Source organism: Alteromonas aestuariivivens, from assembly GCF_003367475.1.
Lineage (GTDB): Bacteria > Pseudomonadota > Gammaproteobacteria > Enterobacterales > Alteromonadaceae > Alteromonas > Alteromonas aestuariivivens.
In genome coordinates, this window is sequence record NZ_QRHA01000003.1 from 252,768 (window position 1) to 272,498 (window position 19,731).

The 19,731-nt window shown below is 48.0% G+C and carries 19 protein-coding genes; 13 read left to right on the top strand and 6 right to left on the bottom strand.

What is annotated here, in order from left to right:
* Positions 1-16: 16 nt before the first annotated feature.
* Together DXV75_RS05520 and nagZ are read right to left on the bottom strand one after the other, a co-directional pair.
* Positions 17-1,387, bottom strand: coding sequence for an SLC13 family permease (locus DXV75_RS05520; RefSeq protein WP_115592390.1), 1,371 nt, complete (start codon positions 1,385-1,387; stop codon positions 17-19).
* Complete coding sequence (gene nagZ / locus DXV75_RS05525; RefSeq protein ID WP_425451681.1) at positions 1,371-2,372, bottom strand: beta-N-acetylhexosaminidase; 1,002 nt, start codon at positions 2,370-2,372, stop codon at positions 1,371-1,373. The genes DXV75_RS05520 and nagZ overlap by 17 nt, the downstream gene beginning before the upstream one ends.
* A gap of 261 nt (positions 2,373-2,633) precedes the next feature.
* Between nagZ and ybaK the strand changes: the two genes are divergently transcribed.
* On the top strand, positions 2,634-3,101 hold the full coding sequence (ybaK, locus tag DXV75_RS05530; protein WP_115592501.1) for a Cys-tRNA(Pro) deacylase: 468 nt from the start codon (positions 2,634-2,636) through the stop codon (positions 3,099-3,101).
* A 23-nt stretch (positions 3,102-3,124) separates the two neighbouring features.
* On the opposite strand, the gene DXV75_RS05535 is transcribed toward ybaK, so the two are convergent.
* From DXV75_RS05535 to pheS, 4 genes are all read right to left on the bottom strand, one after another.
* Entirely contained in the window at positions 3,125-3,682 is a 558-nt protein-coding gene (locus DXV75_RS05535) for a hypothetical protein (RefSeq protein ID WP_115592391.1), read from the bottom strand.
* A 207-nt stretch (positions 3,683-3,889) separates the two neighbouring features.
* Positions 3,890-4,189 carry an integration host factor subunit alpha gene (gene ihfA / locus DXV75_RS05540; RefSeq protein WP_115592392.1) on the bottom strand — a complete coding sequence of 100 codons (300 nt, stop codon included), beginning with the start codon at positions 4,187-4,189 and terminating at the stop codon, positions 3,890-3,892.
* Positions 4,190-4,192: 3 nt separating this feature from the next.
* Complete coding sequence (gene pheT, locus DXV75_RS05545; RefSeq protein WP_115592393.1) at positions 4,193-6,580, bottom strand: phenylalanine--tRNA ligase subunit beta; 2,388 nt, start codon at positions 6,578-6,580, stop codon at positions 4,193-4,195.
* A 17-nt stretch (positions 6,581-6,597) separates the two neighbouring features.
* On the bottom strand, positions 6,598-7,578 hold the full coding sequence (gene pheS, locus DXV75_RS05550) for a phenylalanine--tRNA ligase subunit alpha (RefSeq protein ID WP_115592394.1): 981 nt from the start codon (positions 7,576-7,578) through the stop codon (positions 6,598-6,600).
* A 626-nt stretch (positions 7,579-8,204) separates the two neighbouring features.
* On the opposite strand from pheS, the gene DXV75_RS05555 reads away from it, so the two are divergent.
* From DXV75_RS05555 to DXV75_RS05610, 12 genes are all read left to right on the top strand, one after another.
* Positions 8,205-9,299 (top strand): beta-galactosidase, encoded by a 1,095-nt coding sequence (locus DXV75_RS05555; RefSeq protein ID WP_115592395.1) that lies wholly within the window; start codon positions 8,205-8,207, stop codon positions 9,297-9,299.
* Positions 9,300-9,796: 497 nt separating this feature from the next.
* The gene (locus tag DXV75_RS05560; protein ID WP_115592396.1) at positions 9,797-10,864 is read left to right on the top strand and encodes a hypothetical protein; all 1,068 of its coding nucleotides are present in this window, start codon (positions 9,797-9,799) and stop codon (positions 10,862-10,864) included.
* Between the two features lie 314 nt (positions 10,865-11,178).
* A complete protein-coding gene (locus DXV75_RS05565; protein WP_115592397.1) occupies positions 11,179-12,027 on the top strand; it encodes a sulfotransferase family protein in 849 nt (282 codons plus the stop codon).
* 87 nt (positions 12,028-12,114) lie between these two features.
* A complete protein-coding gene (locus DXV75_RS05570) occupies positions 12,115-13,140 on the top strand; it encodes a sulfotransferase family protein (protein WP_115592398.1) in 1,026 nt (341 codons plus the stop codon).
* A 93-nt stretch (positions 13,141-13,233) separates the two neighbouring features.
* Positions 13,234-14,100 (top strand): glycosyltransferase family 2 protein, encoded by an 867-nt coding sequence (locus DXV75_RS05575; RefSeq protein ID WP_220272509.1) that lies wholly within the window; start codon positions 13,234-13,236, stop codon positions 14,098-14,100.
* A gap of 54 nt (positions 14,101-14,154) precedes the next feature.
* Positions 14,155-15,600 (top strand): class I adenylate-forming enzyme family protein, encoded by a 1,446-nt coding sequence (locus DXV75_RS05580; RefSeq protein WP_115592399.1) that lies wholly within the window; start codon positions 14,155-14,157, stop codon positions 15,598-15,600.
* 41 nt (positions 15,601-15,641) lie between these two features.
* Complete coding sequence (locus DXV75_RS05585; protein ID WP_220272510.1) at positions 15,642-16,256, top strand: chorismate--pyruvate lyase family protein; 615 nt, start codon at positions 15,642-15,644, stop codon at positions 16,254-16,256.
* A gap of 39 nt (positions 16,257-16,295) precedes the next feature.
* On the top strand, positions 16,296-16,529 hold the full coding sequence (locus tag DXV75_RS05590) for a phosphopantetheine-binding protein (RefSeq protein WP_115592400.1): 234 nt from the start codon (positions 16,296-16,298) through the stop codon (positions 16,527-16,529).
* A complete protein-coding gene (locus DXV75_RS05595; RefSeq protein ID WP_220272511.1) occupies positions 16,526-17,131 on the top strand; it encodes a serine O-acetyltransferase in 606 nt (201 codons plus the stop codon). The genes DXV75_RS05590 and DXV75_RS05595 overlap by 4 nt, the downstream gene beginning before the upstream one ends.
* A gap of 45 nt (positions 17,132-17,176) precedes the next feature.
* Positions 17,177-17,800, top strand: coding sequence for a serine O-acetyltransferase (locus DXV75_RS05600; RefSeq protein ID WP_115592401.1), 624 nt, complete (start codon positions 17,177-17,179; stop codon positions 17,798-17,800).
* Positions 17,785-19,116 carry a glycosyltransferase family 4 protein gene (locus tag DXV75_RS05605; RefSeq protein WP_115592402.1) on the top strand — a complete coding sequence of 444 codons (1,332 nt, stop codon included), beginning with the start codon at positions 17,785-17,787 and terminating at the stop codon, positions 19,114-19,116. The genes DXV75_RS05600 and DXV75_RS05605 overlap by 16 nt, the downstream gene beginning before the upstream one ends.
* 38 nt (positions 19,117-19,154) lie before the next feature.
* Positions 19,155-19,727: a serine O-acetyltransferase gene (locus DXV75_RS05610; RefSeq protein WP_115592403.1), complete on the top strand. Its 573-nt coding sequence runs from the start codon at positions 19,155-19,157 to the stop codon at positions 19,725-19,727.
* Positions 19,728-19,731: the final 4 nt, after the last annotated feature.

A 19,731-nucleotide genomic window follows, 5' to 3' on the forward strand; every position in this document is an offset into this window, starting at 1 on the left:
TCGCCAATACCGGCAACTAGACCCGGGTAACCATCATCACCGCAGTGACCACAACCGCAACAATGACGTTCAGAATAGCCCCCTCTTTCGCCATGGTCTGAATGGATATTTTACCGCTACTGAAAACGATGGCATTGGTGGGTGTAGCCACCGGCATCATGAATGCACAGCTGGCACTGATGGCGGCTGGCATCATCAGGACGATGGGGTCAACACCAACCGCTACAGATGCACTGGCCAGAACCGGCATCAGTAGCGTTGCGGTTGCGGTGTTAGACGTGATTTCGGTCATAAAGCTCACTGCCAGGCACAGAATCAACAGCAGCGCCACAATAGGAAGCACCGACAACCCTTCAAGCCCCTGCCCCAACACCTGACTCAGGCCCGATGCGCTGAAAGCATTGGCCAGACAGATGCCCCCGGCAAACACCAGCAGCATCCCCCAAGGAATTTGCTGGGCCGTATCCCAATCCAGAACCTGCCCCGGATTTTGTTTGTCTCCGTCTGGAACCAAAAACATCAGCAGGACTCCGGCAATCGCAACGGTACTGTCATTGATAGCGTCCATACCCAGCCAACCGCTCCAGTAAGGACGAAACACCCATGCAAGAGCCACAGAGGAAAATATTACCAGCACACGAACTTCGGCCGAACGCCACGGCCCAACCTTCGGCAATTCACACTCCGGCATATGCCTCAAGCCTCGTGTCAGCCACAACGCCATCAGCGGAATAGCCAGTACAACAATGGGTATGCCAGTGGTCATCCAGTCCAGAAAACTTATTTCGTTGCCTGTTGCCTGCTGATACACGCTCATAAATATGATATTAGGAGGAGTGCCAATAATCGTTCCGACACCACCAAGACTGGCGGCATAGGCAATGCCCAGCAAAATTGCCGATGCCAGGGCTGGTGCGTGCATGGAACTGATGATAGCCAGTGCAATAGGCATTAACATCAGTGCCGTTGCCGTATTCGATATCCACATGCTTAACCCGGCAGCAGTCAACATAAAGCCTAGTACCAGCCGTCTCGCGCTTTGCGTTCCGGTAATACGCAACATATATACGGCAAGCCGATGATGCACGCCGGACTTCTCCAACGCTTTTGATAGCATGAACGCGCCCATCAGCAGCAATATAACGTGGCTGCCCAAGGCTGATGACGCCTGGCGAAAATCGATGATCCCTGCCATGGGAAAAGCCACAAAAGGGATCAACGCAGTCACCGCAATAGGAAAAGCTTCTGTAAGCCACAGCACGGCTATCAGCAAAGTAATTCCTGCCGTTGTACTCATGGCAGGGTCCAACCCGGCCACCTTTAGAGCCATGGACAGAAGCAAGCTGGCTACACCAGCAATCAGAACAAACTTATATTTGACCTTCATAAGACTTTAACAACACGCAGGCTTGCGCGTATTCCTTACTCGCATGTGATGGTATTGGGCGTCCTGAAAGCCTTGGTAAACGGGTATTCGCTGGACGGCTCTGGCTTAGGCCATCCAAAATTTGTGTGGCACCGGGTGTATGATTACAGGCAAGTATCATGTCACACCCCGCCTCAAGCGCCATTTCTGCGCGGGACAAATAGTCTCCCGCCACACTGGCACCGTGCATGGATAAATCGTCGGAAAAAATGACCCCATCAAACCCCAGTCGCTGACGCAACTGGGTTTGCAGCCAGAAAGGAGAAAAACCCGCCGGATTGGCGTCAAGGCATGAGTAAATCACGTGGGCGGGCATAACGGCATCAAGCAAATGTTGCTCAATCAACCTGCGGAACACAACCAGGTCAACGTGTTCAATTTGCTCCATAGTCCTGTCATCTACCGGCAACGCAACATGGGAGTCAGGTGCCACACTGCCGTGACCGGGGAAATGCTTTCCGGTAGAGGGCATGTTTCCGGCACGCATGCCATCAATCAGAGCGCTGGCAAGCGTCACCACCTTTTCTGGCTCTGCAGCGAACCCTCTGTCTCCGATCACCTGTGACACGCCATTCACGTCCAGCACAGGCGCAAAACTGAAATCGATATCCATTGATTTCAGTTCATAGGCCATGATCATGCCACAGGCCCTAGCAAGAACCTGCGCTTCTTTTATTTCGGAGGCCAGAGACTGAATTGCGCCCATGGCCGGAAGCCGGGTAAAACCATCACGAAATCGCTGAACCCGGCCGCCTTCGTGATCTACCGCAATCAATATTGGTCTTTTGGCAGCACGACGAATATCTGCAATTAACGCTTTCAGTTGGGCTTTGTCGTAGTAATTGCGCGCAAACAGGATCACCCCACCGGTGAGCGGATGCTCCAGCATCTCTTTTTCTTCTTTGAGTAATTCCTGTTGCTGACAATCCAGCATTAATGGGCCCATTTTGCCTCCGCAGTGCGCTCCCTGTTCAGTTACACAGGAAGAAGAGTTAGGATAGAGAAAAAAGAACAGATTTACACCTGTTAAATTGAAATAAGTGGTTGGTTCTTAAACTTTTTACATTCAGGGTTTAGCCATTTTGCTAAGCCTTGCCCGATGGTTTGAAACCAATTCACTCAACCATGCGCAAGAAACGGTGCCTTGCACTACGCCAATCTCAGCCCCCAAATGGGCATGGCGGCTCATTATGTCTTTGAGGAAACCATGACTCCAGCGATAAATTTACTCAACAAGAAAAAGCTGCCGTATCAGATATTAAAGTATGTACACGATACCAGTGCCCCCGCATACGGACTGGAGGCGGCAGAAAAATTGTCGCTTCCTGTGAACAGCGTATTCAAAACACTGGTTGTAGAGCTCGATGGAAAATCCTGCGCTGTAGCGTTAATTCCCGTCAACCAGAAACTCAGTATGAAAAAGCTCGCCAAAGCTGCCGGCAGCAAAAAAGCATCGATGATCCGGCCTGAAGACGCTGAGCGCATAACCGGTTACCAGGTGGGTGGAGTCAGTCCCTTGGGGCAAAAGAAAGCCCTACCTACTTGGTTGCATGTGTCGGCGCAGTGGTTACAGCGAATGTATGTCAGTGGTGGTCGGCGTGGGTTGGAAATTGAGATATCGCCACCGGATTTAATCGGTTTGGTTCGAGGAAAAGTGGCGGATTTGACCGAATAAAACGGCCAAATCCATCCGCCAATCTATTCACCTTCGGAAGACAGATTGTGTTGATAACGTTCCTGCCACATTCGCTTGGCCTGCTGAATTTCAGCCTTGCCCGGAGCATCTCCATTGGCCAGGGTCGTTGCTATGTTTTCAACAATCGAGTCCCGCTTGGCCAGCAAAGCTTCCGCTTTGGCAAACAGATCTTTAGCCTGGGGATATTGGGTTTTCAAATCGTCCATGCCTTCAAGCCGATAATAGCGTTGTTCAAACGCTTCGTTGAACAGCGCTCGATTGGCATTAAAAATTACGTATTCCTCTGCCTGCACAGAGCCAAGGTATTCAATATCAGACCGGGCGAGTTCAGCCTCTTCGGCTACGTACAGGGCTTTATCAAGCCATTCCTTTACAGCCTTGTCGTCCTGTTTTTTGACCGCCTCCTTAACCCCTTCCTGTAAATCACTGGCATGTAAAATATCCATAACAGTGATAACCGGTACCCGCGCGACGCTCTCGGCAGACTGTTGAGACAAATAAACAAACCAACCGGTTAGGGCCAGCCCAAACAAACTTAAAGCGATGATCAACTTCTTCATGGCTTCCTCTGGTACAAATACATCGAAACCCGTGTCTTACTGTAAGACAACAAATAGGCACATGGGTTTTAACAGGATTAATTCAAGGGCTCAGTGTAAGCTCAAAACCCCAATTTTCTGGAATAAAAATAGCCTGCCCTCGCCGGTAATCAGCAAGGGCAGGCAGTATCAGCAGGGGGAGCAGCCATCCTGGCTGCGTCTCAGGATTTACTGAACGGGAGGCTTAGAGTTTTCAACCCGGCTTTTCAGTTTCTGACCAGGCCTGAACGTCACCACACGGCGGGCTTTGATAGGAATGTCCTCACCGGTTTTCGGGTTGCGCCCGGGACGTTCATTTTTATCACGCAGGTCAAAATTACCAAAACCTGACAGTTTCACTTGTTCACCGGATTCCAACGCTTCTTTGATTTCCTCAAAGAAAGCTTCCACCAAGTCCTTAGCATCTCTTTTGTTAATACCCAGTTTATCGAATAAGTGTTCAGCCATCTCGGCTTTGGTCAATGCCATAGTTTACTCTCTTAACGCTGCCCCGAATTCAGACTCAAGACCCTTAACGATGGTTTCCACTGACTGCTGAATCTCAGCTTCTTCCAACGTTTTCTGTGGATCCTGCAAGATTAGTGATAAGGCCAGGCTCTTATACCCGGGCTCAATACCCTTGCCTTTATACACGTCGAACAAGTTTAGGCCAACTAGTTGATTTACGCCAATTTTTTCTACAAAAGAAAGTATCGAACCAACAGTGACTTCTTCCTTGACGGTAATCGCAATATCACGACGATTTGCCGGGTACTTTGAAATGACTTTCGCAGTGGGTAATTGGCGTTCTGTAAGCGCTGTCAGCGCAAGTTCAAACACAAACGGACGCCCGTTCACACCCAGCAATTTGGTAAATTGAGGGTGAACGGCACCAATGTGCCCGATGACTGTGCCCTCAAGACGTATTTCTGCACTCATACCCGGATGCAATGCAGGATGCTCAGCTGCCACAAACTCAATCAGATGAGATTTTCCTGTCAGAGCCAGTAACGCTTCGACATCGGCTTTGGCATCAAAGAAATCGACGGCGGTGCTTTCCTGATCCCAGTGCTCTTCATTTCTGGGCCCTGCTATCACCCCTCCGAGCATTGGCTCCTGACGCACACCACTCGGCGCATCAGCATCCGGAATGAAACGTAAGCCACTTTCAAACAACCGAATACGACTTTGCTGACGTTTTTGATTGTATGCCGTTGCTCCGAGCAAGCCCGGCCACAGGCTGACCCGCATAACTGACATATCGGCCGAAATCGGGTGCGGAAGCACCAAACCTTCGAGCTCAGGAAACAGCGCTGACTGAATTTTCGGGTCGACAAATGAATAGGTTATCGCTTCATTATACCCCCGGGCAATCAGCAGCGATTTCAGTGACTGCGTACTGAGTTGTGCTTCTGAAGCAGCCAGCATTTGCAGGCTGGCTTTAGGCGCTTCGTTAGGAATATTATTGTAGCCATAAACCCGGGCGATCTCTTCAATCAAATCTTCTTCTATCGAGATATCAAATCGATAGCTGGGTACTGTGGCTAACCAGCCTTCATCGGTCATTTCCGTTGCAAGCCCCAGACGAGTCAACATTTGTGTTACCTTGGTGTCATCGATAGTGATCCCGAGTACCCGCTTGAGTCTGGCACGACGCAATGACACTTGTGATACCGCAGGAAGCGCCTCTTCAGCTACCGCTTCAACGACAGGCCCTGGCTGACCACCGCAGATTTCGAGGATCAGTGCTGTCGCCCGCTCCATGGCCTGCTTCTGCAATTGCGGATCAACACCACGTTCATAGCGATGTGAAGCATCGGTGTGCAAGCCGTACTGACGGGCCCGGCCCTGAATGGCATCACGGCTGAAAAACGCACTCTCCAGCAGAATGTGCTGAGTCTGCGCATTCACACCAGAGTGTAACCCACCGAAAATGCCTGCCATCGCAAGTGGTTTTTGATCATCGGCAATGACAAGGGTGTTATCACTGAGAGACACCGTATTTTCATCGAGCAGGGTAAGTTGTTCACCTTCATGTGCCAGGCGCACCCGAATACTGCCATCTATGCTTTCCAGATTAAAAGCATGCATGGGCTGCCCCAGTTCCAGCAGCACGAAATTGGTTACATCTACAATCGGGTCAATACTGCGAATTCCGCAGCGGCGAAGCTTTTCCACCAGCCACAGGGGTGACTTGGCCTGCACGTTGACGTTGCACACTACTCTGCCCAGATAACGCGGGCAGGCTTGCGGCGCCTCAAGATGAATGGCCAGCTTGTCACCAATGGTCGGCTCTACCGGCGCCACTTCAGGCTCATGCACATCCAGATTGTTCAACACCCCAACTTCACGGGCAATACCTCGAATGCCAAGGCAATCTGCGCGGTTAGGAGTCAGGTCCACCTCAATGGTGTGATCATCCAGACCAAGATACTCGCGGATATCGGCCCCAATAGGCGCATCCAGCGGCAACTCGACAATACCGTCGTGGTCTTCACTGATACCCAGTTCAGAAAAACTGCACAGCATTCCCATTGACGGTTCACCGCGCAGCTTAGCCTTCTTGATTTTGAAATCGCCGGGCAAAACCGCGCCGACAACGGCGACGGCCACTTTGAGGCCCTGACGGCAGTTAGGTGCACCGCATACAATGTCCAGCAATTCGTCGCCGCCAACATTCACTTTGGTAACCCGAAGTTTATCGGCGTTGGGGTGCTGACCGCACTCAACCACTTCGCCTACCACTACGCCCTCAAACTGCCCCGCAACCGGCTCAACAACGTCGACTTCCAGCCCGGCCATACTCAACTGCTCAGAAAGAACCTCGACAGAAATTGCCGGGTCTATCCATTCACGTAACCACTTTTCACTGAATTTCATATTCGGTCTTGCCTGCCTTAATTAAACTGCTTTAGGAAACGGAGGTCGTTTTCAAAGAATGAACGCAAATCGGTAACGCCGTAACGCAACATGGTCAAACGTTCTACTCCCATACCAAAGGCAAAACCAGTGAACTCTTCGGGGTCGATATTGACAGCTCTGAGTACATTCGGATGCACCATCCCACAACCCAGCACTTCGAGCCACTGTCCATTCTTACCCATCACGTCCACTTCCGCAGAAGGCTCGGTAAACGGAAAATAGGAAGGACGAAAACGCACCTGCAACGACTCTTCGAAGAAATGATGCAGAAAATCATGCAAAATACCTTTGAGTTCGGTAAAGGTGACATTTCTGTCCACCATCAGGCCTTCAACCTGATGAAACATTGGGGTGTGAGTCTGATCGTAATCATTACGATAAACCCGCCCTGGAGAAATGATCCTCAAAGGCGGCTTCTCTACTTCCATCGTACGTATTTGCACGCCGGAAGTTTGCGTACGCAGCATTACGTCCGGATTGAAATAAAAGGTATCATGATCAGCTCTGGCCGGATGGTTTGCCGGAATATTCAAAGCATCAAAATTGTGAAAGCCATCTTCAACCTCAGGACCTGTCTTGACCGCAAATCCCAGTTGGCCGAAAAATGATTCAATTCGTTCAATTGTGCGGCTGACCGGATGCAAATTTCCCGGAACTGTGGTTCGCCCCGGTAACGTGACATCAATAGCTTCTTCCGCCAGCTTACTATTCATTTCAGCACTGCGAAGTGCTTCGCCCTTGGCGTGAATGGCCTGTTGAATTTGCTGTTTGGCCTGGTTGATTTTCTGGCCGGCGGCCGGGCGCTCTTCAGCAGACAATTTACCCAAACTTTTCAGCAGTTCAGTTAAATGCCCCTTCTTACCCATAAATTCGACCCTGACCTGGTCGAGCGTGGCTGCCTCTTCGGCAGCGTCAATCAAACTGACGGCCTGATTGATAATGGCTTCAAGCTCCATGATTCCCTCAAATTGGTATAATGGCTGGAATACTGCGCCTAATTCAAGTTTGCAGCGTGCCTGAGTATAAAAGGCGGTAGTTTACACGACAGCTCTTTGGTGGTGCTACCCTAACGAGCTGATTAATCCCTCTTTATTGAGATTTTTGTACCGTCAAAGCACACCGGCAGACGAATTTTCCTGCCATAAAGCTGTTTAATGCAAATTCAGATGGAGTAAAACCCATTTCTCACGTACGCATTCCCGCCAGCTTCCGGGTTGTTCAGTGGAATTAAGGTATGAAAATAGCCCTTGTAATGTCCGCATGTGTTTTCCTCAACCATGCCTGAGCACTTTTTGACCACAAAATCCTCATTAACCAACCTCTTTTTCACTTGCCGCTCACCCACAGGCGGTCAAATTTTAACCTTCGAAATAAAAAAAAATCTTTCATTATTCAATTTAATACGTTTGTGAATTTTCTAACTCATTAATATTAATAGCGTTTATATAAAAGCATACCTATAGATAAGTGATAATAACTAATACCTTTTGTAATCCCCAATTCCCACCTCTATTCTGGCCCGGCGTTGACGAACTAACAGTCACTTCGCAACAAAAAACTTTAGCAGTATCGAGGTTTTCCCATGTTGAACAAAAATCTTCTTTCCAACCGATTTATCAAAAAGGCTGTTCTTACAGCGTCCGCCGCCGCAGCAATGACCTTTACGTCTTTTGGCACCCTTGCAGTAAACGAGCAAATGAAGCCACTTACCGGTTTGTACGCGCTCGATTGTAATCGTGGCCAGTTCCGCGACGACTGCGTTAGTGACCATGATTTTGTTGATGGCTACGCGTGGCGTATTTCCTGGCAGGAAATGGAACCTCAGCAAGACAAGTATGACTTCAGTGGTCTGGACCACATTGTTAAGTTACTGAACGAAAGAAATCAGAAACTGTCTCTGATCATCATGCCTGATCTGCCGGATTACCTGGCAAAAACTCCTGGCATGGACACTTACATCTATGAAAATCAGGCTGTGCCTTCACCTTGGGATCCTAAATTGATGGAGCGTTACACCAAGTTTGTAAATGCTCTGGCCATGCACAAAATGCCTGATCCGAAGAAAGGCAATCGCATGGTTCCTTATCGCTATCATTCGGTAAACGCAGTTCTGCACCCTACCTTCCCGGGAACTCCGCGAGGTGGCATGCGCAATGAAGGTATCCAAATCAAAGACATCCCTGGATACTCTCGTAGCAAACTGATTGACCAACACGTAGACCAGGTTGTCAGCTTGTTCCGCAACACTTTCCGTAAGCAAGCACTGTTCTTCTCACTGTGGCCAATTAATGACAGTGATCGTTCTTACCGTTTGTACGATGCACTGAACGACAAATTTGCAGAGTACGATAACGTAGGTATCTGGATGGACAACCTGGCTGCAAGCCGTGCCTGTACAAACTGTGAACCCTATACAGGCTACCCACAGGAAACCTGGGCAACGCACATGACCAACGTATCGGGCAAGCTGATGACTGGTTTCCAGATGCTGGGTTCATGGGAAAAGCCTTTCAATGTTAACCACGTACCTAAAGTGGCAAACGGCTCGCCTATGGACGGCATGGATTACGCGATGAAAGCTTTTGACTCTCAGTATTTTGAAGTTTACACCTGGGATCTGGAGCGCAAAGACTGGCAAGCAGGCCTGAAGCAATTCCAGGAAATACTTCACAAATAAGCAAGCTGTGTTAACAATATTTTTACCACACCCTCTCAATGAGGGTGTGTTTTTTTTCATACAGACCCACCCTTTATAATGAATTTTTCTTTCAGTTGTCACCCACAGCCCGAATAAATCTCATACTTTTTTGTAAAAAATACACATATTACAAATCAATTGCTTATACCCAAAAAGCTCAACATTCATCCAGTTAATTATAACAATTCGACCTTTCGGCTTACTCCTTGCTACCCCTGTAATTGTCGGGTGAATTGAGAGCTGGTGCCTTTCTGTCTGTCAGCTCTACAGGCTCTGCTGCACCGACTCTCCGGTAAGACAGAAAACGATATATGGAATCGCAGTAGGTCTTTAGCTGGCTCCAACCAAGCCTGTAAAGCCGTTCAAAGCAATCCCCAAATGCAGTGCCTCTATGGACAAGGGCTATCGCTTTGCGAATGGACTTCGCGAATTCCTCTTAAATTCCGCTTCATTACAACGATATTATTAGGTGCAACATGAGAAAGTATTCTTATCAAACACGTGTATTTTCGACGCGATCCTGTTCTTTTTTTTCGGGATTACTTTTTTTCTGCTTTTCCTTCCTGTCCTATGGCCAAGGTCTGTATATTCTGGACGGTAAAAATGGGACCTACCGGGATGGTAACATCCGGGATTTGGATTTCATTGATGGTTATGCCTGGCGATATTCCTGGAAAGATCTCGAAACAGGCCAGGGCCGGTACAATTTTGCGCCTCTGGAACACATTGTTACCAAACTGGCTGCGAAGAACCAAAAATTATCCTGGGTGATGATGGGCGATATCCCAACTTACATAACCTCGATGAGAAGAGTGAATACCTATATAAGCGGTGGCGTACTCAAGCCCTCTCCCTGGGACAGCACCGTTTTGGAGCAGTACGCCAATTTTATCCAGGCAGCCGCCAACTACCCCATTGCCGATCCACAACAAGGGGGCAGAAAAGTGGCACTTAAATACCATTCTGCCTTTGGATTGATCCACCCTACCTTCCCGGGCCTCCCGGATGGTGCAATTCGAGACAACGCCAGCACTAAAATCTACCAGGTTCCGGGCTACTCACGCTCCAATCTCGTGGATTACCATATCGATTACGTACTTGATCTAGTCTCCCGGCAATTTCCCGGCACCCCTCTGGTTGTCTCATTCTGGCCCATACATGATGACAATCGCAGAAGTCCACTGTGGAGTGATATACAATCCGAAGTGCTGCAGTTTGACAACGTTATGATTTGGATGGATAACCTGGCGGCGAGTCGCCCCTGCACGAACTGCAATCCGGTAACAGGCTACCCCAGCAGCACCTGGGCGCAGCACATGACCAATACGGGCGCCCGGGCAAGAACCGGTTTCCAGATGCTAAGCAGCTGGGACAAGACGTTCAACAGCAAACACGTCCCTAAAGTCAAGAATGCTACACCGATGGATGGCATAAATTATGCTATCGATGACTTTGATGCGGATTACTTTGAAATTTACGTCTGGGACGTGGAAAAAACCGCCTGGCAAGCCAATTTGCGTCAGTTGCACAATCAATTACAGTAACGGTCTTGTAACTTTTGCTTAATAATGCACCTCAACAAGAGGTGCTTCGTTCTATTTGCACCAGTTTGGGTAGCTTCCAAGCCGCATGCGGCGCCCTGCTCCAGGCCAAAAAATCAGTGCCTTTAAGCAAAACTTAAGATATTTTTTTATTATTATTTTCAGATAATTAAGTTTCGCATCTGACGTTTTTTGCAAGGTTCTTTCAAACAACATTAGAACTAAGGCAAACATGTTGCTATTATTCTGGTACATCGCATTATGATGACTCAGTCGCTTCAAATAATCGTTTCAATGGAAGAAGGATTAAAGCCGCTATGCAAACTGCACCATTCACGGTGGACTTTATTGGCATAGGCTCAGGTAAATGCGGTTCTACTTGGATTTATGAAAATATCGTCAAGCACCCCGAAATCAGTGACGTAAACCTCAAAGAGCTGAATTACTTCAGCGATCTTTACCCCGAACATGACTTCAGCTGGTATCAATCTCAGTTTGGAACAAAAGACGACGGGCTGATCAAGGGGGAGTTCTCTGTCACTTATCTTGCGCACCCTGAAGCGCCGAAGAGAATCAAAAAGCATTTTCCGAATGCCAAATTGATTGCAATTGTGCGTAACCCGGTAAAACGCGCATTTTCCAATTATCTGCACTCCATCCGAAAAGGTGACATTTCACCCAGCCTGTCATTTTCTGACTATATTAAGGATGAGGATAACCTTGCTCCTGGCCGTTACCACGAGTACCTGAAAAACTTTTATGATGTATTTCCAAAAGAACAAATACTGGTTATTGTTCTGGAAGAGTTTCTGCGCGATATTCCTACAGGAATGCGGCAGATATACCAACACATTGGTGTTAAAGATATCGATTACCTCCCGGAGGGATACAACATCCCGTCTAATGAAGCGAAAAACTATCGCTTTCTGCTGTTAGAAAATGTTCTGGTTCAAAGCTATCGGTGGTTATCTCGCCGCGGTTACACCCGTTTTGTAAAATGGGTGGTTGACTCCGGTATTGCCAAAGTGCTGCGACGGTTCAACGACAGTCAGCAACGTCCTCCGTCCATCGACGATGTGAGTAAACAAAAACTGGCGACCTATTTCGAATACCACAATCAGGAATTTGAAAAGCTTGTAGGTCGTAATACCAAGGTATGGTCTTAGTTTTTTAGTACTCCCTCCCCTTTCGTAGTTTACAGGGAAGTCTGTACTCGCAGTTTGACGAGCCAACTACATATTGAGTGAGAAGCCATGGATAGCCGTGTTGTTTTCCTGATCGGTGCCCCTCGGTCGGGTACCACTATGCTGGAAAGGATCATTTCCGGTCACAGTCAGGTGATGGGTGGGCCAGAACCCCATCTTTTAACCCCTTTAGCGCATTTGGGGGTTTGGAAGAATGTGGACAAGGCCCCCTACGACCACATCGTAGCCGGTATTGGGCAAAAAGACTTCATTCAAAGTTTGCCCAACCGGGATCTGGATTACTGGCATGCGTGTAATCGTTATGCCCAGACCCTTTACAATTGCGCCACCGGGAACAATCCGGATACCGTATATCTGGACAAAACTCCTGAGTATGCAACCGTTTGGCCTTTTCTCAAAAAAGTGTTCCCTAAAGCGAAATACATCGTGATAAGTCGCCATCCTGCGGCCATTTTTTCGTCCTTTGCGAACAGCTTTTTTGAAGGCGATTATGCACTGACTCAAAAGCACGAACCTTTATTTGAGCGTTACATACCTGCTATATCGGCCATGTTGCAAGACCCGGATATGGATATCTTCCACATCCGCTATGAAGATTTGGTGTCGGATCCACAACGGTATGCCCAGGAACTATGTCAGTTTTTAAACCTGCAGTTCGAGCCGGAAATGCTCTGTGTCGACAAAAGCAAATCCACCAGCGGCCTTGGTGACCCGATAGGCATCAAAAAATACAAGGGGCTGAGTAAACAAAGCATCGAACGCTGGGCCCACGAAATGGTCGAGAATCCAAACAATTACCAATTCTTAAAAAATCTGCTCGCCCGCATCTCTGCAGACGATTTGGCGACATACGGATACGCGCCGGAGTTGGTGTGGAAACCGGTTTCTGATTTGCTCAGCCAGAACAGTCAGAAAAACAGGCAGGCCGGTAACCATTCCTCATCATGGACGAGTTACAAGCTTCAACGGAAGACAATAATAACGCTAAGGAACTTTGCTCAAAACAACTTGTTGTTTCGCAATTCACTGAGCAAGTTACGTTTGGCATGCGACGTACTTTTACGGGAGTACTGAGTTAGTAAAAGGCAGCAGGGAACAAACAAGGATTTAACAGTGGTTTCATAAAGTTGTAGGAATCTACTTAACGCTTAATCGTAAGGATTAATTATGGAATACCGTAAAGACTACTCAGATCTCAACGGCCACGAAGAAATTGAGATCGTCAACGCTGTTGAAGGTAGCGATAGCTACGAATACTCAGCCAGAATGAAAGAACGAATTGCTTTTTCAGAAACCGGCAAACCATACAAGGGAATTTCAGTTATTTTTCCGGCCTACAACGAAGAAGATAACGTTGAGCGTGCAGTGAACGCTGCACTAAGTTCTTTCAGACGCTTTTTCGATAAAATCGAAATTATCGTTGTTGATGACGGCAGCCGGGACAAAACCTGTGAACGCTTGGACGCTTTAGCTGAAACCACTCCTGAAGTAGTGGCCAAGCACCATGCAAAGAACCGTGGTTACGGTGCCGCTCTGCGAACCGGCATCGAGTCGGCGCAATACGATCTTATTTTCTTTTCTGACTCCGATTTACAATTTGACCTAGATGAAATCGAACTGCTTCTGGAATGGATTGATCATCATGACATCGTTACCGGATACCGCGCAAAGCGTGCAGACCCGATGATCCGAAAACTCAATGCCTGGGCCTGGGGTACGCTGGTGAAAACCTTACTGGGTGTCAAAGTCAGGGATATCGATTGTGCTTTCAAGTTATTCCATCGTCATGTGTTTGATGGCTACAAACTGGAATCGGTTGGGGCAATGATCAACACCGAAATTCTTGCCCGCGCCAAGCAGAACAAAATGACCATCAAGGAAGTGCCGGTAAATCACTATTCCCGCGAAGTTGGTGAGCAGACCGGAGCAAACATCAAAGTAATATTCAAGGCGTTCCGTGAACTCATTGAAATGCACGGAAAGCTGCGAAAACCACAAGGTGCGGCCATGGATTTGGCCATGAACAAGAAGTAACTGGGGTTTTACACCAGATACAGTAAGGATTGAATTAAATACGAGGGACTGCTTGTGGAATCGATTGGTTATCGTTTCGAGAAAGTTGCGGAGCGGCGCAAAGACGCTGTAGCGCTGGTAATAGACTCCGTTGAGTATACGTATGCACAATTGTTGGCAGATGTCAGGATCGCCAAAAACTGCATGCTGGCTCAGGGTTTACGGGAAAATGACTGCATTGCCAACCTGTATCCGAATGGGTACCCGTTTGTTGTATATTCTCTGGCGACTTTTGCACTGGGAGGGATCCTGTTGCCTGTCAACAACACCTACCAACCCAACGAGCTTCAGTACTATCTCGAAACGGCTGAGGTCAAGGGGCTGTGCAGTCCCACAGGGCTGCCAGCTGCTGTTGACTGCGCATCCCGTCATACGATTCCCTGGTTTGACGAAACGGCCCTTGAACAACATTCATCCTTTTCCAGTAGCAGCATGAGCCAAAGCGGTGGAATGTATTTATTTTCATCCGGCTCAACCGGAAAATCCAAACGCGTCTTTCGTACTCAACAGGATCTGGTGTGTGAGTACAGCATGATGTCAGAAGTCAATGGTGCAAACGAGCAAGACATTGTTTTATGCACTCTGCCGCTGTATCACGCTCATGGTTTTGGTAATGCACTTCTTATGGCGCTGCTTTCCGGCGCAAAGTGCATTGTACTTACTCATGAATTTAACGGGCGTAAAACCATGCAAGCCATAGCAGACTACAAAGTCAGTTTGTATCCTGCCGTACCTTTCATGTTTCAGATCATGGCTCTGGCCCGATTTAATCCCCCTCTCGACTTCAGCTCACTTCGTTACTGTTTGTCCTCCGGTGCGCCATTGTCAGAGAAAATCTTCAAGGATTTTCACGATAGAACAGGCATATACATCGGTCAAATTTACGGTAGCAGTGAAACCGGAGCTATGTTCATCAACACACACCCCTGCCCTGAAAGTAAAAAAACTGTCGGCTTCCCACTCCCTGGTATTGACGTCGAAATTCGAAGTGACGAAGGAGAAGTATTGCTAGCCGGAGAAGAGGGAGAAATATGGGTCCGCAGTCCGGCAATGACCAAGCAATATGATGGGATGCCTGAAGCGACAGCGGCAGCATTTGTGGACGGCTGGTTTTTCACCGGTGACATGGGGGTATTTTCCGAATTCGGTCTCACTGTAACAGGACGCAAAAAGCTGTTGATAAATGTAGCCGGCAACAAAGTGGATCCTCTGGAAGTTGAAACACTAATCAATTCCCACGAACAGGTGGAAGAGTCTGTAGTGGTGGCCAAGCCCCATGAGACTTATGGAGAACAGGTGGTTGCCTACGTGGTGCTGTTACCGCAGTCACAAGCCAGCGTAGAAGACCTTCAACATTACGTAAAAGGCAAGCTTGTTGAATATAAGGTACCGAAACAAATCATTTTTCTGAGTGCGATCCCCAAAAGCCCCTTAGGAAAAATTTTGCGCAAGTATCTGTAGTACATCGATGTTCAAGTTTCACTGCTCAGGAGAGTAAAAAGATGATTGAACCGTATTACTGTAAGACTGAAAACGAGCAAACCTTATTCAGGAAAGACGGATTTGTGAAAGGCTGGTCAATTCCTCAACGTGGCATGGAAAAGCAGCTCCCAATGGAGGAAGTTCCCCCGTTTCTGCGAACCCTTCTTGTCACCGATGGTACCGTGACCAAGAGTCTGGAGGCTTACTTTTGGGAGCCGGTTACTGTGGTCCCCATTGATCAGGGGCTGCGCAAGGCAGAATACGATGTACCCTGGCTAAAAGTAAGCAGTGGAGAGGATGTTCTGACCCGCGAGGTCAAACTGCAGGGAGCGAACAGCCACAGCGTTTATGCCACAGCCTTCTCAATTATCCGGCCAAAAATCATTCCTGCCTTTTTCCGGCAACGTTTGCTGCGAGGCGAAATTGGTATTGGCATGCTGATTCGCGATTCGGGCATGGAATCGTATCGTGAAGTTCTGGAAATTGGCCTTGAGCGTTTCCCCAGTTTTCATTACGACGAGAATTCGAACCGGATAGAAAAAATTAAAGTGCTGTTTCGCACCTATCGCATTGTACTGGGTGGTGAAGCGGCAATACTGATCACCGAACGCTTTCCCAAGGCGTTGTTTGAGTGATCCAAACAAGGAAGAGCATACATCAGAGAGGTAAAAACCATGTCATTGAATGTACTTGAATTACTCAAATCCACTATTGGTCAGGTTAAAGGAGAAGACTTTAGCGATACACCCACATCGTCACCTCTGGACCTTGACTCAATTAACCGGATAACGCTGATCGCAGAAATGGAGAATGTCTTCAATATCAACATCAGCGATATGGATATCGAACCAGAGACATTTGAATCCATCGATTCACTGTCGAGCTTTGTCAAGGGTGTGATCAAATGAGAATGACCTTCAAAGAATTTTTGGCACTGGTTAAATCTGACATCGACCTTAAGAAACACTGGTTTCTCAAGAACGATACGCCATTCAATAAAAATGTCCGAGTGTGGCTTGAACCCGGGACCATCGCGGTAGTTGTCTACCGTTTTGGTCACTGGACCAATCATGTAAAAGTACCCATTCTCAAGCAGTTGTTGAGACTGATTTACATTCTGGGTAAATCCGTGGTGGTGCTGGGTTTTGGAATTTATATTCCTTCGCGCTTCAAAATGGGTAAAGGGCTGGCCATTCACAACTTCTCAGGCATTTTTATTCCCCCTACCACGGCGGGCGACAATCTGTTTGTTTTTCAAAATGTAACTATTGGGCACCTTCGTGGTCAGGGAGGCCGCCCACCCAAAATCGGAAATAACGTATTTTTGGGTGCCGGCGCCAAGATCCTCGGCGATATAACAATTGGCAATAATGTGGTAGTGGGAGCCAATTCACTGGTAATGAACGACGTGCCGGACGGGTGCACCGTAGTAGGCGTTCCTGCCAGGGTAGTTTCCAAGGAAACAACCTGGATCCAGGAAAAACTCGACGGAGTGGGCGACCACTGGTGATGTGACTTCAATGACGTGAACAAGGCGGGACCAAGGAACGGTGACATGAACTTAACAGCTGACATCAAACAGTCTATGCGGATTCAGGAGAAAAGTGGTGCCTGTGGCTTGATTTCAACACTTTTCAGCTCCGTTTTTTGGGCAGTAGCGGTATACCGCTACGGTCGGATGATTCAGCGACTTCCGGCGCCACTGGCGATTCCGGCAAAAATTGCATACTGGACAATGTTTTACCTGATTCAATCCCTTTTTGGCATAAGTATTCAGCTGTGGGGAAAAATTGGCGAAGGATTTGTAATTGTCAGAGGTGGGTGCATTTTTATTGTGGCAGAATCGATTGGCCGGCAGTTTACGGTTTTTCCCGGTGTAACCGTCGGTAATGTTCGAGGTTCAAAACGCCTGCCAATTATTGGCGATAACGTCACTCTGGAACCCGGTGTAAAAGTGCTGGGCGAGGTGAATATTGGAAACAACGTCATAGTCCGTGCAAATAGCCTGGTACTCAGCGACGTTCCTGACAACTCGGTAGTCATTGGCAACCCCGTCAAAATTACCAGTACCTCTTCTTCGGTAGCTTACAAGCCCCCGATCCCCAAACCTGCTCACCTGGCTCCGTACTGCGGGCCCTTAAACGACTTATCTGAGACTGATTTATGCAAAGAAAACTGAAAATTGCCATGGTTGCTTCCTGCCCTTTTCCTGCAAACCATGGTACTCCGGGCGCAATACGAGAGCTTTCACTGTTTTTGCACAAGCAGGGGCACGAAGTTCACGTTGTGACTTACCCACAGTATGAAGAAGGCCTGACTACAGAGGGCCTGATTATCCATCGAGTTGAATCCAAGCGATTTAAAGATGACAAAATAACGATTGGTCCCAGCAAATCCAGAGTGGTCTACGATTACCTGCTGATTCCCAAACTAATCGAAGTCATCCGGACGCACGACATCGATATTATCCACGCTCACAATTACGAAGCCAACATTGCCGGCTGGGTAGCCAAACTGTTTACCAAAACCCCGTTAGTCTATAACGGTATCAACAGCATGGCAGATGAATTACCCACTTACAATGTTCTGAAGCCAAAGTGGTTTTTTCGTGCATTCGGAAAACTGCTCGACTACATCGTTCCCCGCATGGGCAACGCCTCCATGGTGCTCTCCGATGAACTCAAGGGTTACCTGACAGAAAATATGAACATCAATAGTGATAAGGTTTTTGTTATCCCCCCGGGCGTGGATCCCAGCCTGTTCTCCCATGGTAACAGGCAGGTAATATTCGACAAACTCAGCCTGTCCCCTGATACCCCCATTATCTTGTACACCGGAGCGATTGAGGGATTTCAGCGCATCGATCTGCTGATGAGAGCAATGGGGACCGTAGCCAAACAAATGCCCGAAGCAAAACTGCTGATTGCCGGAAATGTCAAGAATGACAAGGCCAAAACAGAGTTACTGAAGTTAGCTGAGGAAGTCGGTGCGCACAATAATGTCATTATGGTGGAAAACGTTAGTTTCCCTCAATTACCAGACTTCCTCGATGCTGCGACAGTTACTGTCAGTCCCCGAACTTCGTGTCCAGGCTATCCGATTAAGTTGCTGAACTATATGGCCGCTGGAAAAGCTATCGTGAGTTTTGCCGGCAGCGCAAAAGCTTTGTGTCACGGCTACAACGGCTACGTAGCAAAGGACGAAGATACCGAGGACTTTGCTAAAGGCATTCTCATGCTGTTGAAAGACCCACAACTCTCTGCCGTTCTGGGTCAACGGGCATTTGAAACCATCCAAGGTAACTTTGACTGGGACGCCATTGCCAGAGGAACGGTGGAAATTTACGCACAGTTAGTGGACAGGGGGCAAATTGATACCGCCCGACTTCGCAATGTCGTCAAGAAATCCTACATACCCGAGTTTGTGGAAGTCACCAGTGCTGGCAGCAGCTTTCTCAAGGAAGGGGTACTGACCTTTCCGCAGTATGACCAGTAAACCAGACGTTAAGGCCAAAGGAACGGAACGACCGGACTATGAAGTTGATGTTTACTGATATTAGAAGAAAGCAGCAGAACTACGTGTTGGTTCAACGCTTTTTTAATCAGGTTGTAAAGGTGCTTTTACAACATGGGACAATTGCGGTGATGTTTTATCGTTTTGGCCACTGTTGCACATTGATGCCTGTGCCGGTTCGCCTGCCGTTTGAACTTGTGCACGCATTAATGGCGCCATTGGTAAAGTTACTGACTGGAATTTATATCAATCCGCGTCAGACCATTGGTGGTGGGTTTGTCATCCATAACTTCAGTAATGTGCATATCGATTGTGCACACATTGGCAAAAATCTGACGATTAATCAGGGGGTATATATTGGAAAAGGCGCTCTTTCTAAAGACAAACCTTCGATAGGCAACAACGTCTATGTGGGAGCTGGTGCAAAAATCATTGGAAAAGTCCGTATCGGCGACAATGCGATTGTGGCTGCCAATTCCTGCATCATCAAAGATGTTCCGGACTGCTGTTTAGTGTCGGGTGTACCGGGGGTTTTGATATCGAGAACGATCACCTCGGACTATGTGCAAAGGGGTAAACCCCACAACAAGTAACCAG